This is a genomic window from Bartonella sp. AP72JLCBS (genome assembly GCF_042195705.1).
GTDB lineage: Bacteria > Pseudomonadota > Alphaproteobacteria > Rhizobiales > Rhizobiaceae > Bartonella.
The window spans coordinates 107232-121924 of record NZ_JBHIOU010000007.1; the positions used below are offsets into that span (position 1 = coordinate 107232).

Consider the following 14693-nt stretch of genomic DNA (forward strand, 5'->3'; position numbering starts at 1 on the left):
TTTAATTGTATTGAGCCTCACTATATTCCAGAAAGGATGTCTCTATGAATATTAAGGAAATACCCGTAGGCAAAAATCCACCAGAAGATATTAACGTTATTGTGGAAGTCTCCCTTGGTGGGCAGCCAATAAAATATGAGATGGATAAAAAGTCGGGTGCATTATTTGTTGACCGTTTTCTTCATACATCAATGGTTTATCCTGGAAATTACGGTTTTGTCCCTCATACGCTTTCAGATGATGGTGATCCTATTGATGTCCTTATCTGTAATACCCGTCCACTTATGCCTGGTTGTGTTATCAATGTTCGCCCCATCGGAGCTCTAATGATGGAAGATGATGGTGGTAAAGATGAAAAAATTATTGCCATTCCCACTACAAAATTAACAAAACGCTATATCAATATTCATGACTATACAGACCTGCCCGAGATTACACTCAAACAAATTGAACATTTCTTCAAGCATTACAAAGATCTGGAACCTGGAAAATGGGCTAAAATTGAAGGATGGCGTGATAAAAACTTTGCTCATGAATTAATTAAGCAAGCTGTTGAGCGCAATAACAAAATATAACGATTTAATAAAATAAAGCCTATAAAAAATAGGCTTTGTTATTTATTTTTTCTACGAGATGTAATCTCTAAAGGATTGCCATATCTGCTTTAGCTCTTCTAAATGTGTTGAAAAGTAAAGTTGTTTGTAGCGAGATATTGCACCGTTTTTCAGAGAAATAGAAGAAGATGGGATTCTCCACTGCTTCGCAAGAAATTTAATGAGAGCTTTATTCGCTTTTCCATCTTCAGGAACAGCACGAAGGCGTATAACCAGATATTGTTTTTCACCATCCCTACATTCAACCCCTATTATTTTGTCAACAGATGATTTGGGAATGAGATATACAAACAAAATCAAGTTATTTTCATCAACTTGATAAAACATGTATTCGCCTCAAGTAATATTTCTATACATACATGTTTGCGTAAACGCGCCACATAAAAGTACGAATAAAATAAATAATAATGAACACTACAATAGGTGAAATATCAATCGTTCCCAAATTTGGTAAAATTTGCCGGATACGGCTTAGAACGGGATTTGTAAGACGATATAGAAAGCTTCCTATCAAAACAACAAAGCGATTGCGCGAATTTATGATATTAAAGACATAAAGCCAAGAAAAAATGACACTAGCGATTAAAATATCGATATAAATCTCAAAAATCAAATCAATCGTTCGAAGCAATGCATAAATCATGCGTCATCCCTTTCAATCAAGGAAACAGAAGAGCGTATAGAAAACCTTCATTAAAGCAGGTCTGTGTATCAAAAAATGGTTTTATATTTCAATACTCTTTTTTCTTGAATAAAAACCAAGCATCTAAATTCTTCATCTCTCTATTTAATGACGATGCAGTTAGAAAACAAATATCAAAATTAAAAATAGCACATAAAATAGAAGAAACGGCAAAAAATCTGAATATCCCTTATAGGATTAATCTTAAATCTCATCGTTTTAATTATTAATTATAAAAAACAAACAAACTAAAAACGGCCTTTTAAAGGCCGCTTTTAGTTTTAAAATTATTTCTGCAAAGCAGTCAAACGATTAAGAGCACTGCTAAAACCATCTAGCTGAACAAATAAATCATTCAAAGCTGGTTCACCTGCAGCAGCAATTGTCATCGCCAACTTTAACTGTTTTCCAGAACGTAAAGCTGCTACGTGATTTTTGTCAAAAACAACAGGAACCACACAACCTGCTGGTACACAAGTCCGGATACCGGTTTCGATAACAGCTTTTCCCTCATCAACTTGTAAACGAACAGGTTTAGAAACCAAAATGCCAAAAGGAACTGTTAAATTACCAGATACAACACCCTCAGCATCGAGAGTAAGGCCCATAGCCACAACAACACGCCCCTGCTCATTTACTTCTTGACGGTGCATAAAACAAATTCTTTTCCCTTCTTGTATACCACAGTTAATAGTCCACAAACCGTAGGTTTCAGTCAAAGAAGAAGCTCCATTTGGCAATGTCGCTGCCGCATCTTTTGATGCAGGAGGCTTTGAACTTGTTGCAAATGCAACAGATGAAATACTCAAGAGAGTAAAAACTATAAGTAAATTAAATAACTTTTTCATTTTATATTCCTGTTCTTTACATAAAAGATAAACATGTTTATTATTTATTATAATATAAAGCATCTTAATAAAAAAAGCTTTCTCATAATCATATAGCTTTTATAATGGTCTAAGGCTACCTCGAAATTCGCTGACAACTTTCGTATAAACGTGCTTTTTAAAAGAAACAGCAATCAACGGAAGGGTTTCTAGATCAATCCATTTCCATTGATCGAATTCCGCTTTATTGCCATCTGGTGGCGGATTAATCGCAATTTCAGAAAGCTTTCCTGTAAACTGGAAAGCAAACCATTTTTGTATTTGCCCACGATATTTATTTGTTAATGTGCACCCAATAAGTTCTTGTGGAAAATCATAATGGAACCAATTTTGTGCTTCTTTAATCAACTTTACAGATCGAATACCCGTTTCTTCATAAAGTTCACGATATGCCGCATCTAATGGTTTTTCATCTTCATCAATCCCTCCTTGAGGAAGCTGCCAACGATGAGATATGTCAATATCTGCATCTGCATGAATGGGCATCATTAAACGACGCCCAACCCACACTTTCCCCTCATGATTAAAGACAACAATCCCAACACATTTGCGATATGGAAGAATCTTCAAATTAATATCTGCATCCATTTAATATTCCTCAAAATCGCAAGCTATAGATATCAATTCTCACTTTAACACATCCTTATTGGGATCTGGTGGAAATGCTGCATTTGCCATTTCACCTCGTAACAGTTTATAAGCCTCATTCAATTGAATATCATCTTTAGGGTCTTTGGGAACAAAAGCAGCTGAACCAGATCCTTTATTACTCTCTCGTTTTCCTTTGATATGTCCTTTTAATGCAGACTCACCAACTTTTACATCATAACCTTTATATTTTTCAGGGAGTGGTTGCTCTACAATAATATCAGGTGTGATCCCTGTTCCTTGAATAGAAGTGCCTGATGGCGTGTAATAAAGTGCTGTTGTTAAGCGTAAAGCCCCATTTTCACCCAAAGGAATAATTGTTTGAACAGATCCTTTACCAAAAGACTGCGTCCCTAAAATTGTTGCACGACGATGATCTTGCAATGCACCCGCAACAATTTCAGAAGCACTTGCTGAACCACCATTAATAAGAACAATGAGCGGTTTTCCATTGATGACATCCCCTGGCTTCGCATCAAATCTTGTCACATCACTCTTTTTGCGCCCACGAGTCGACACAATTTCACCTTTATTGAGAAAAGCACTCGAAACATTAACAGCTTGATCTAAAAGCCCACCCGGATTAAGCCGCAAATCAAGGACATAACCTTTTAGCTTATCTTCAGGAATTTTAGATTGGATATCTTTAATTGCCGCTAGAAGATTATTTAATGTCTGTTCAGAAAACTGGATAACTCTTAAATATCCAATATCACCTTCAACCCGATATTTCACCGCTTTTACTTTGATAATATCACGAACAATCTTCACTTCAAATGGCTTATCAACGCCAGAACGAATAATTGTTAAGGTAATTGGTGTTCCAGGAGCACCTCGCATCTTATTAACAGCTTCATTCAATGTTTGACCATTCGTTTGTACATCATCAATTTTTGAAATAAGGTCTCCTGCTAGAATACCTGCTTTTGAAGCGGGAGTATCATCCATTGGTGAAACAACTTTAATTAAGTTTTTTTCCATAGTGACCTCAATACCAAGACCTCCGAACTCTCCTTTCGTAGAATCCCGCATATCCTTGGCTTCTTCAGCATTCAAATAAGATGAATGAGGGTCCAGTGATGTGAGCATGCCATTGATAGCATTTTCAATAAGCTTTTTATCATCTGGAACTGTAACGTATTGCATACGCACACGCTCAAAAACATCGCCAAATATAGCTAGCTTTTTATATGCATTATCTTCATTATTCGCAGCAACAGACTGCACCATAATCATTGAACAGGCGCCGAGCAATACCCCAGCGACCAAAAGAATAACTTTACGAATCATTTTGGCTCCTTCTTATTTTTTCAGTCTGCCACCAAGGAGTTGGATTTACAGGTTTTCCCTGCTTTCTAAACTCAATGTAAAGCATTGGAGAAGTTTTTCCTATATCCAATGCAACACTATTTGAAATAAATTGCATTTCCATTATACCCAGAGGCTCACCTGAAAGAACAAACTGCCCCTGTTTTACATTAATTCTCGACATTCCAGTAAGAATGATATGATAACCATTTCCAACATTGAGAATGATTAAATGTCCGTAAGAACGAAATGGCCCAGCAAAAGCAACAAAAGCATCCACAGGTGATATAACAACAGCTCCTGACTCTGTTTCTATCGTTTCACCAAAGCGCGTAATCTGCGAACTTTTGTTAGAGTGATGTATTCTTTTTCCTGAAACAGGAAAAAGTAAAGAACCTTTTCGGCTTTCAAAATTGGACTGTTCTAACAATTGCAAACTTTTCCGTACCTGTACTGATGCATCAGAGCTAAGTTTTGACTGACGGTCGAGCTCTAAAATCAATTCTTCTAAAGACTGCGCTTTTTTAGCAAGAGCAATATTTTTTTGTTGCTGTTCTGTAAGTTCTTTTTCTGATTTTTTTTGTAGTTTGTTTTTTTGGTCTAATAAAAGCTCTAGACGTTTTCGCTGCTCTGCTTGATTTTGCAGCTTTGTCTTTAATGCCTTATATTCCGTAGTAATGGAATTACTCAAATTGGTCAACTCCTTGAGTTTTTCTGTTAAATCTCGTGTTTTCTCTTGCATCTGAGGAATAACGGTACCTAATAAAACAGAACTACGTATAGAAGCCAACGCGTCCTCTGGCTGTATCATAAGAGCAGGAGGCGGATTCAATCCCATACGCTCCAAAATTGCAAGAACTTCCGCAAATTCAGCACGACGATTTTTTAAACTTTGATAGACTTGTACCCGCTTTTCTATCATTTTTTTAAGCTTTTTTTCCCTTTTAGCAATATCATCTGCTACTATACGTTCTTCTTTAGCCGCCTTTATGAGTGCATCACTCAAAACACGTTGATCTTTTTTTAAATGCTCAACTTGATGCATAAGAAAAGCAACACGCTCACGCGAAAGTGAAATATTTTGGCGAATTTCTCCTAATTCTTTATGGACTTCCGTACTCCTCATTGTATCTTCCGCATGCGATACAGAAAAGCAAAAAAATATACTCAAGAGCAGAATGACAAATATGACGCACTCCTCATATAAATATAGCATCTTTCTATGAAGAAGCTTTTTCATTTGCAAAAACCATGACACCTCATCGTATACATTAGAGATGCTTTAAATGGTGTCAGCTAAAACAATATTAATAAACATATAAATAAGTGCTAAAAATTGAACAAAAATATTAAAAACGATGATACGGATGATTATTTTCAATTGTTACAGCGCGGTAAAGTTGTTCTGTAAGAAGAATACGTGCAATTTGATGTGGCCACGTCATCAAACCAAAAGATAAAAGAAAATCAGCACGCTTCCTTATTTGTTCATTATGCCCATCAGGTCCTCCCAAAGCAATGACGACATCTCGAATGCCCTCATCACGATAACGCCTCAATTTTTCAGAAAAAGAAATTGACGAAATCGATTCTCCACGCTCATCTAACACAATTAATCGACATTTTTCAGGTAAAAATTCAATAAGTTTTCTCCCCTCTTCCTCCATACGTTGATAAACTGTTTGAGCACGACTTTCTGGTATCTCTTGTAACTTTTTTAAATGAAAGCCTATATCTCCAGAAATTTTAGAAAAACAATCCAAATAATGCTGAACTAATTTTTGCTCCGCCCCACTTTTCATACGACCAACCGCAAAAATAGAAATTTGCATTTTAATGATCTCCGAAGAGAAGCAAAGCCGTATCGTTTAAATCCGGCGTCATCCATATTTTTTCTAAATTATAAAAAAGACGAATTTCTGGACGAAAAAGATGAATGATAATATCACCTGTATCAATCAATACCCAGTCACCTCCAGCAAGCCCTTCTACACGCGCAAGCCCCTGCCCACTATCTTTCCAAGTATGTAATAAATGATCAGCAACAGACGATACATGACGCTGCGAATTTGCTGAAGCTATGACCATATAATCAGCCAAAGATGACTTCCCTCGAATATCAATAGCAACAATATCTTCTGCTTTTGTATCTTCTAAACTCTTGAGAATAACTTCAAGACTCTCACTAACAGAAAAAACTTTTTTTTCTTTTGAAGGCATAATATCGTAAGAGTGTTTGTGTGCAACGTTTTTCAGATCAATATCCTTTCTTATCGTTGTGGAATCTAAAAAAGAGACTTCTCTAAAGAGAAGCAGAATCTTATGAAATGTTCAAGAAAAATCATTCTTCTTCAAACGAAGGTTTGTTGAAGATTGAAAAGATAAAGGTCCATGCAAATAAGTCCAAACTGGTGGCTTGATAAAAGGTAAGCGCCAACTTTCTCTCTCATCCAAACGAAAACGGCGATAAATATGTGCCATAGGAGAGGAAAGTGCTGACCGATTGCCTAAAGGACGATCAATAATCGCAATAGGAAGCATAGAGACAATATCACGCCATCGATACCAATGATGTATCGTTGTAAAACTATCTGCCCCCATAATCCATACAAAATTTACGCCACTGTAATGGGTAAGAATATGAAAAATCGTATCTACTGATACTTTGCTCCCTATAGCCTGTTCAAAACCTGTTAAGCGAATTTTTGGATGGTCAATAAGTTTAAAACTTAATTGCATTCTCTCCTCTAAAGAGAGCAACTGTGTACAATCCTTCAAAGGATTTCCTGGAGTGATCATCCACCATAACTGATCAAGATGCAAACGCCGAATGGCAATTTTTGCAACAAGAAGATGCCCCGCATGCGGTGGATTAAAGGAACCACCAAAAAGACCCACAACATTAGATCTTTCAACATGTGGCATACAATTTTTCCATGGAAAAAATGGTGTTCTCAAGCTCTAACCTGACCATTTCCTTTAACGTGATATTGAAATGATGTTAGCTGTTCAACACCTATGGGACCACGTGCATGCATTTTTCCTGTTGCGATACCAATTTCCATTCCAAAACCAAATTCACCTCCATCAGCAAATTGTGTAGATGCATTGTGTAATAAAATAGCTGAATCTAAATGATTAAAAAAATTCTTCACCACTTCCAAATCCTCAGCAATAATCGATTCCGTATGTCCTGATGAATAACGCTTGATATGAGAAATGGCTCCCTCAACACCCTCAACCGTTTTAACAGAAAGAATAGCATCAAGATATTCATGCGACCAATCTTCTTCAGAAGCTAATTTGACATCTGGCATAAGAAAAACAATATCTTCTGTGGCACGAATTTCACACCCCTTTTCCTGTAAAGCAGTTAAAACAGGAAGAAATTTTTTTAATGCTTGGCCGTCAATGAGAACTGTCTCAACAGCACCGCATATCCCTGTTCGCCGCAGCTTTGCATTTAAAACAATATTGCGTGCCATACCTAAATCTGCCGATTTATCAATATAAATATGACAAAGTCCCTCCAAATGAGCAAAAATTGGAACACGTGCATCAGACTGAACGCGGGCAACAAGGCTCTTTCCACCACGTGGTACGATCACATCAATCGCTCCATCCAATCCTTTGAGCATTTCCCCAACGGCAGCACGATCTGTCGTTCCAACCATTTGGATAGCATCTTTGGGTAAACCAGAGCGTTCTAAACCTTGTACCAAAGCTAAATGAAGAGCATGAGAAGAATGAAAGCTATCCGAACCACCGCGCAAAATCGCAGCATTGCCAGCTTTTAAGCACAAAGCACTCGCATCAACTGTAACATTTGGACGACTTTCATAAATAATGCCAACCACACCAAGAGGTGTTCGTACACGACTTATATGAAGCCCATTTGGACGCGTCCATTCATCCATCACTTGCCCAACAGGATCAGATAAACGAGCAACTTGGCGAACACTGTCTATCATTGCACGTAAACGCAAATCATCTAATTTTAGCCGATCAATCATTGCAGCTTTCAAATTATTCTGAGCAGCATTCTCTAAATCTTGACAATTCGCCCGTAAAATTTCATCTGACTGAGCCTCTAGACTTAAAGCGATCATTTCTAATGCATTGTTCTTTTGCTCAGAAGAAGCAACGGCCAACGCTGCAGCGGCATAGCGTGCTTTTTGTCCCATATCTTTCATTTGTTCTTCTAAAGTCATCGTAACATCCACTCTGCCAAAACAATAAAAACAAAAGTAACTTTTTTAAACAGTATTGGTCAAGCAACGTACAATCATATCATTACGATGCACCATAGCAGAGCGCGCCTCATACCCAAGAATAGCTTCAATTTCTTCACTTTTATGTCCTATAATGCGTACAGCCTCATCTTTGTCATAGCTTACAAGTCCACGCGCAATCTCAACCCCATTTGTATCAACAATTGCAACAGTATCCCCACGTTGGAAATTTCCCTCAACGGCAATAACCCCTGCAGCTAATAATGATTTTCCTGATTCAAGGGCCCTAATGGCTCCTTGATCAATCGTCAAAACACCAGATGGATCTAAATGACCAGAAATCCATGTTTTCCAAGCATTGACAGATTTCTTACTTGCCGCAAAAAAACTCTTGCGTTCACCTTTGTCAATTGCAGCAAGGGGATTCATACGCTTGCCTGAGGTGATAATCATCGCCGTTCCAGCAGCATTAGCTATTTTTCCGGCTTCAAGCTTAGTCTTCATTCCTCCCCGTGAAAACTCTGAAGCAGCAACATCTGCCATTTTTTCGATATCATGCGTAATGGATGCAACAAAAGGTATAAATTCAGCCGTAGGATCACTATGGGGAGACTTTGTATAAAGACCATCAATATCGGATAAAAGTATTAAAAGATCTGCCCTCACCATTGTTGCCACACGTGCAGCTAAACGATCATTATCACCATAACGAATTTCAGTTGTTGCAACAGTATCATTCTCATTAATAACAGGCACAGCTCCCAAATATAAAAGCATCTCAATCGTTGCACGTGCATTGAGATAACGCCTTCGCTCCTCCGTATCAAATAAAGTGAGCAAAATTTGGCCTATTTTGAGCCCATGTTGAGCAAGCGCATCACCATAGGTTTTTGCTAACTCAATTTGCCCTAAAGCAGCACATGCCTGGCTTTCTTCCAATTTCAAAGCCCCCTTAGGAAGCTGTAGCAATGTCCTTCCTAAAGCAATAGCACCTGAAGACACCAATAATATCTCTACGCCTTTTTTGTGCAATTCAACAACATCATTGATCAAGCTTTTAAGCCACTCAACCCGTAAACCTGCTTGAGGATCAACCAAAAGGGCAGATCCAATCTTGACCACAATACGTTTATAGTGTGTAAGTTTTTGCGATCCAACAGCCATCTCAATCAATCCTGCTATCCCCACCGTTCTCCTCTTTGCGTGATATTTCAATAATATGTGCACCAGCACGCAGCACATTTTCTAAACCTTCGCGGCTAACCGCAGAAAACATCATAACTGGTTGATCCGCTGCTCTTTGCAAAGCTTCCCGTTTAGCTTCACGCTCTTCATGAGCGAGAGTATCTATCTGGCTTAAAGCTACAATTTCAGTCTTATCACTTAGATTATTTCCATATGCCTCAAGTTCATGACGCACAATTTGATACGCTTTTGCTACATCTTCTTCTTGAGCAGAAATCAAATGAAGGAGCACACGACAACGTTCCACATGTCCTAAAAAACGGTCTCCAATTCCTACACCTTCATGCGCTCCTTCAATCAATCCCGGAATATCAGCCAAAACAAATTCACGACCATCAATTCGTACAACACCAAGATGAGGATGTAGAGTGGTAAAAGGATAATCTGCAACTTTTGGCTTTGCCGCCGTTACAGAAGCTAAAAAAGTTGATTTTCCGGCATTGGGTAAACCAACAAGTCCCGCATCAGCAATTAACTTCAAACGAAGCCATATTGCACGCTCTTCTCCAGACAAACCTGGATTTGCACGACGCGGTGCCCGATTTGTCGATGTTGTAAAGTGAAGATTGCCAAAACCGCCATTCCCTCCTTTTGCAAGGCGATAGCGCTGTCCCACTTCCGTTAAATCACATATTAACGTTGCATTATCTTCTTCAAAAATTTGAGTCCCAACCGGAACTTTAAGGATGACATCATCACCCTTCTCACCCGTCATATTACGCCCCTTGCCATGTCCCCCTGTTTTTGCTTTAAAATGCTGTTGGTAGCGATAATCAATCAGCGTGTTAAGTCCATCAACAACAAGAGCCCAGACATCACCACCCCGTCCTCCATTCCCTCCATCAGGCCCCCCAAATTCTATGAATTTTTCACGGCGAAATGATACTGCTCCAGAACCTCCATTACCAGAACGAATATAAACTTTAGCTTGATCAAGAAATTTCATTGGAAACACTCACTGAGGAATCAATCTCTCTACCTCTATAGGCAATACATTAATTTTACCAGTTTTTCATCATTGATAACAGAAAAACTGTCACTATCGCTGATAACTCTTTGAGAAAAAAATCATCGCATTTAAATAGGTTAAGTAAAATTAAGTCTTCTTAAAAGAAGGTGCTATTCTTGTACTTTTGTTTTTCCCTTAAATTCAAGTGCTAGAAGATAAAGCTCTACTGATTCTGATCGGCTTGCGGGTGGTTTAACATGGTAGACTTTTTTAAAATGCTGTTTTAATCTTGCAAGAAGAGTGTTTTCTGCTCCCCCTTGAAAAGCCTTTGCTAAAAAATATCCCCCAGGCTTGAGAACCGAAAGAGCAAAATCAGCCGCAACTTCACATAAATAAATCGTTCTTAAATGATCCGTCTGACGATGACCTGTTGTTGGCGCTGCCATATCAGAAAGAACCACATCCGGTTTTGTCCCTAAAGTTTCAATTAATTTCTGCGGTGCATCTGTATGCAAAAAATCCATTTCCAACATGGCAACTCTAGGTAATGGATCAACATGTAAATAATCAATACCAACAACGCTAGGATCCTCATCACTTGACCCTACTATACGCTCAGCCACCTGACACCAGCCCCCAGGTGCTGCTCCTAGATCAATAACCTTTTGACCTTTTTTCAAAAACCTATAGCGCTCATTAATTTCAATGAGTTTATAAGCCGCACGTGAACGATACCCATCTACTTTTGATTGATGGACATAAGGATCATTCAGATGCCTCTCTAACCATCGTCGTGATGAAGCTTTAATGGTTCCTGCTTTCTTTTTTACGCGCTGATATAATTCATGTGACCCTGAACCTCCATAGCCACCTCTCGGTGTTTTTGTTGTTTTTTTCATCGTTATTCATTGTCTCCATATTTAATTCTCTAACGCTTGAAATCTCTGCTCTTTCTACGACGACACCATACCCCATCGCGTAACATTAGCTCTATCAAAATTCCTTCCCTTAATCCACGATCAGCAACTCTTAAACGCTGACTTGGCCAAACTTCCCGAATAACATCTAAAATTGCACAACCAGCTAAAACTAAATCTGCTCTCTCGCGCCCAATAAAAGGACTTATGACACGTTTTTCTATATCCCATGATAATAGACGTTGTGTCATAAGTGTAATGTCTGCATCCTTCATCCAAATGCCATCCACTTTTTTCCTATCATAACGCTCTAAATTAAGATACATTCCTGCTAAAGTCGTAACTGTACCGGAGGTTCCCAAAAGATGAAACTTCGAACCTTGTGCTAACTCTCCTAATTTATGACGATCTGAAAAATTATTTAATAACCCTCGCACATAGCTTTTCATTTTTTCAAAATCGTCTAAGCTAATATCATTCCCTCCAAAACGTTCAGCAAGCGTAACAACACCAACAGGAAGAGAAGTCCAAGCGATAATTTGTCGAGCTAAACGAAAAGAACGCTTTTGAGAAACATCCAGTAGCACAATTTCTGATGATCCTCCTCCAATATCAAAAAGCACAATTGCGTCAGTATTTGGTTCAACAAGTGTACTACACCCTGTAACAGCAAAACGCGCTTCTGTTTGCCGATCAACAATTTCCAATTCAAGACCTGTCTCCTCCAAAACACGCTGAATAAAATGTCTACCATTTTCTGCAGAACGACAAGCTTCCGTTGCAATCAAGCGATAACGCTTAATATGCCTTTGTTTTAGCTTTAAATGACAAATCTTTAATGCTTCAATCGCACGATCCATAGCTTGTGTATTAAGAAAACCGTTATTTATTAAACCTTCTCCCAATCGTACAATACGAGAAAAAGCATCAACAACACGAAAATATCCAGGTTTACTGGGAGATGCGATAAGAAGACGACAATTATTTGTTCCGAGATCAAGTGCTGCATAAAGAGGTGGAGATTTTACTGAATGGAACCGTCGAAGAAAAGGTGCTTTGAGTTTTTTTGTTTTTTGAGCACCTATCATTATCTGATTATGAAACTCAAAAGCTGCCTCAGATTGAACAAAAACCTGTTTTTGTTCATAATGTTTTTTTCTCTGTTGTCTCTTTATATCAACAAGGACAGAGTATGCCTCTGTTCGTGACAATGCAGAAAGATTATTTGTATTACTACCGCACTGATCATACAACTGATCTGCTTTGGTATCGTATATTTCTCCTTGCTTTAACTCTTTTGAACCATAATTTAACGGGGTCATGTCCCTTATCCCTTGAGCGTCCCCCAATAAATAAACGCGAAAACTCTTCTGCTCATTCCTAAATAAAGCAATAATGCAGCATCAAATGATATATACAAGAAATCATTCTTTCTTTTTCTATCATTAAAATTTTCTACACTAACATCATTCAGATTTTTGTATAATCTTTCGGTTGTTTCCGTGAAATCATGCATCTCTTTATGAACTTAAAACTATAAATTAATCGTTTACGTTCACATCAATTTTTATAAATTATGCTCTTTTCTTTATACCATTTACACGGAGCATACCTCTATTGTAACAAACCTACACTATCATACTATTTGCTGACTTTTAAGGTTACAACAACCTATACATTAGTACGGTTTATAAGAAAAAAAATTTTTTTTCGTTATCCACACACAAACCTCGTTGTTATATGCAATGAAATGGCTTTGATTATGCTGGAATAAAAGTTCCGTAGTACTACAAAATGCAATTACAATAGCTGTTATTTCGTGAATACCAATAAAAACTATCGTTCAAAAAAAACTCTAGAATTATAAATTTATCTGAAAAATATTAATGCTTAATCAGACCGCTTTAAAAATCCATTTTAAGCTTAAAAAAAGAATTTAGTCTACTCATTATTGTAAGGAATAAATCGAGTATTTCTAATCTTTTTTACTTTTAATAACTAACGAAATCATTCTTTAAGCATTACGGGAAACACTAACTTTATTTTCTATTACATATAAATAACTTACTGTGACTTTATATTCATAAAACTCTCACTCTTTCCAATAAATCACCTCGATATCATATTATATAAAACTTCTTACTTATTTGACCTTATAATTTACACTCAGAAATATAATACAACAATTTATGGAAAAATGACTCTTGTTAAAAATACTCGATGAATTCTAAGGACGGAAAGAATTAAGTGCTGCATTTAACCCTTTAAATGGTACAGTAAAAGAAAATACCTTACCTTCTTTAGTTTTATAGGAAATACGTACCTTATTGTTCTGCTCTATTTGTTTAGTCAAAACCGGCCCTACAGGTGATTGTGCCAAACAAACCGTTTCATTACATTGCGTATAATTAATAAGAACAGGTTTTTTAACACCTTTTACAAACATTTGAATCGGAACATTTATATCAGAATTTGGCAATGTTCGAAAAAGCATCACTGCTTGACCACTTGTCGTAGAAACAAGAGACCAACTAAAAATGGTATTTCCTTCTTGATCATGAACCGTCTGTGTCACATTACATATACCTTGCTTATGTTTAAGCTTTTGTTTTTCGTCACAAATCAAAGTCCAATCATAAAACTGCATAATAATTCGACGTGTTTCGCCAGGTTCTCCCTTAGGTATCGATAAGTGCGGTGGATGCACTGTATAAATATTATTGTTCTCGTTGGCAAAGCTTTCGCTCTTGCCTATTAAGGCAAGAGCAAACAGCAGAACCTTTACTAACATACTTCTCGTTTTTACAATAACAGCCATTTTTTCTATTATCATCTCAACCTCAGAGTAATTCCAGCACCTATTCCCCAATGACCTCCAGCACTTGTCACAGATACATTCGAGCGAATATTTCCATCTTCAGATGTATAACCAGCACCAATAGCAAGTGCAGATTGACTGCGCCATAAACCACTCCCAAATGAAACACTTAAAGATCCTGGTATATCATAGTAACGTAAGTTGGACACCGCTAAACCAATAGCAGCAGCTTGTCTTGCTTCTTTCCGAACATCCTGAATAGCATAATTCAATGTCTCAAACTTCATATCCGTATAGGATTTCGACTCGTTAACACCATCATTGACAAGACCACTAACTTTCTCATCCGTATACTTATTGGCATCTTCAAGAACTATCTTCATCTGCTCTTCA

17 protein-coding genes are annotated in these 14693 nt (G+C 37.5%); 1 reads left to right on the plus strand and 16 read right to left on the minus strand.

Annotation, left to right across the window (positions count from 1 at the left end; translation table 11 throughout):
- The first annotated feature begins 44 nt into the window (after positions 1 to 44).
- Positions 45 to 575: an inorganic diphosphatase gene (ppa, locus tag ACFILO_RS05385; RefSeq protein WP_375613276.1), complete on the plus strand. Its 531-nt coding sequence runs from the start codon at positions 45 to 47 to the stop codon at positions 573 to 575.
- Positions 576 to 626: 51 nt separating this feature from the next.
- Here ppa and ACFILO_RS05390 read toward each other — a convergent pair whose 3' ends face one another.
- From ACFILO_RS05390 to ACFILO_RS05465, 16 genes are all read right to left on the minus strand, one after another.
- Complete coding sequence (locus ACFILO_RS05390; RefSeq protein WP_375632266.1) at positions 627 to 941, minus strand: DUF167 domain-containing protein; 315 nt, start codon at positions 939 to 941, stop codon at positions 627 to 629.
- A gap of 22 nt (positions 942 to 963) precedes the next feature.
- Complete coding sequence (locus tag ACFILO_RS05395) at positions 964 to 1257, minus strand: YggT family protein (protein WP_375652491.1); 294 nt, start codon at positions 1255 to 1257, stop codon at positions 964 to 966.
- A 326-nt stretch (positions 1258 to 1583) separates the two neighbouring features.
- Positions 1584 to 2144 carry an invasion associated locus B family protein gene (locus tag ACFILO_RS05400; protein ID WP_273790632.1) on the minus strand — a complete coding sequence of 187 codons (561 nt, stop codon included), beginning with the start codon at positions 2142 to 2144 and terminating at the stop codon, positions 1584 to 1586.
- A gap of 99 nt (positions 2145 to 2243) precedes the next feature.
- Positions 2244 to 2771 (minus strand): RNA pyrophosphohydrolase, encoded by a 528-nt coding sequence (locus ACFILO_RS05405; protein WP_375611860.1) that lies wholly within the window; start codon positions 2769 to 2771, stop codon positions 2244 to 2246.
- Between the two features lie 39 nt (positions 2772 to 2810).
- Complete coding sequence (locus ACFILO_RS05410) at positions 2811 to 4121, minus strand: S41 family peptidase (RefSeq protein WP_273790634.1); 1311 nt, start codon at positions 4119 to 4121, stop codon at positions 2811 to 2813.
- Positions 4111 to 5355: a murein hydrolase activator EnvC family protein gene (locus ACFILO_RS05415; protein WP_375677944.1), complete on the minus strand. Its 1245-nt coding sequence runs from the start codon at positions 5353 to 5355 to the stop codon at positions 4111 to 4113. Before ACFILO_RS05415 ends, ACFILO_RS05410 begins: the two co-directional genes overlap by 11 nt.
- A 133-nt stretch (positions 5356 to 5488) precedes the next feature.
- Positions 5489 to 5971 carry a 23S rRNA (pseudouridine(1915)-N(3))-methyltransferase RlmH gene (rlmH, locus tag ACFILO_RS05420; protein WP_375677941.1) on the minus strand — a complete coding sequence of 161 codons (483 nt, stop codon included), beginning with the start codon at positions 5969 to 5971 and terminating at the stop codon, positions 5489 to 5491.
- Position 5972: 1 nt separating this feature from the next.
- Complete coding sequence (rsfS, locus tag ACFILO_RS05425) at positions 5973 to 6359, minus strand: ribosome silencing factor (protein WP_375610572.1); 387 nt, start codon at positions 6357 to 6359, stop codon at positions 5973 to 5975.
- 111 nt (positions 6360 to 6470) lie between these two features.
- A complete protein-coding gene (locus ACFILO_RS05430; RefSeq protein ID WP_375652490.1) occupies positions 6471 to 7064 on the minus strand; it encodes a nicotinate-nucleotide adenylyltransferase in 594 nt (197 codons plus the stop codon).
- 29 nt (positions 7065 to 7093) lie between these two features.
- On the minus strand, positions 7094 to 8350 hold the full coding sequence (locus ACFILO_RS05435) for a glutamate-5-semialdehyde dehydrogenase (RefSeq protein WP_375677942.1): 1257 nt from the start codon (positions 8348 to 8350) through the stop codon (positions 7094 to 7096).
- A 45-nt stretch (positions 8351 to 8395) separates the two neighbouring features.
- Positions 8396 to 9535 carry a glutamate 5-kinase gene (gene proB / locus ACFILO_RS05440; protein WP_375652542.1) on the minus strand — a complete coding sequence of 380 codons (1140 nt, stop codon included), beginning with the start codon at positions 9533 to 9535 and terminating at the stop codon, positions 8396 to 8398.
- Between the two features lies 1 nt (position 9536).
- Positions 9537 to 10562 (minus strand): GTPase ObgE, encoded by a 1026-nt coding sequence (gene obgE / locus ACFILO_RS05445; RefSeq protein ID WP_375632262.1) that lies wholly within the window; start codon positions 10560 to 10562, stop codon positions 9537 to 9539.
- Positions 10563 to 10735: 173 nt separating this feature from the next.
- On the minus strand, positions 10736 to 11464 hold the full coding sequence (locus ACFILO_RS05450) for an RlmE family RNA methyltransferase (RefSeq protein ID WP_375627677.1): 729 nt from the start codon (positions 11462 to 11464) through the stop codon (positions 10736 to 10738).
- A 29-nt stretch (positions 11465 to 11493) separates the two neighbouring features.
- Positions 11494 to 12804, minus strand: coding sequence for a Ppx/GppA phosphatase family protein (locus ACFILO_RS05455; protein ID WP_375677943.1), 1311 nt, complete (start codon positions 12802 to 12804; stop codon positions 11494 to 11496).
- A 905-nt stretch (positions 12805 to 13709) separates the two neighbouring features.
- The gene (locus ACFILO_RS05460; protein WP_375611868.1) at positions 13710 to 14315 is read right to left on the minus strand and encodes an invasion associated locus B family protein; all 606 of its coding nucleotides are present in this window, start codon (positions 14313 to 14315) and stop codon (positions 13710 to 13712) included.
- A partial coding sequence (locus ACFILO_RS05465) for a YadA-like family protein (RefSeq protein ID WP_375638348.1) occupies positions 14312 to 14693 on the minus strand: 382 nt, incomplete at its 5' end. The genes ACFILO_RS05465 and ACFILO_RS05460, both read right to left, overlap by 4 nt.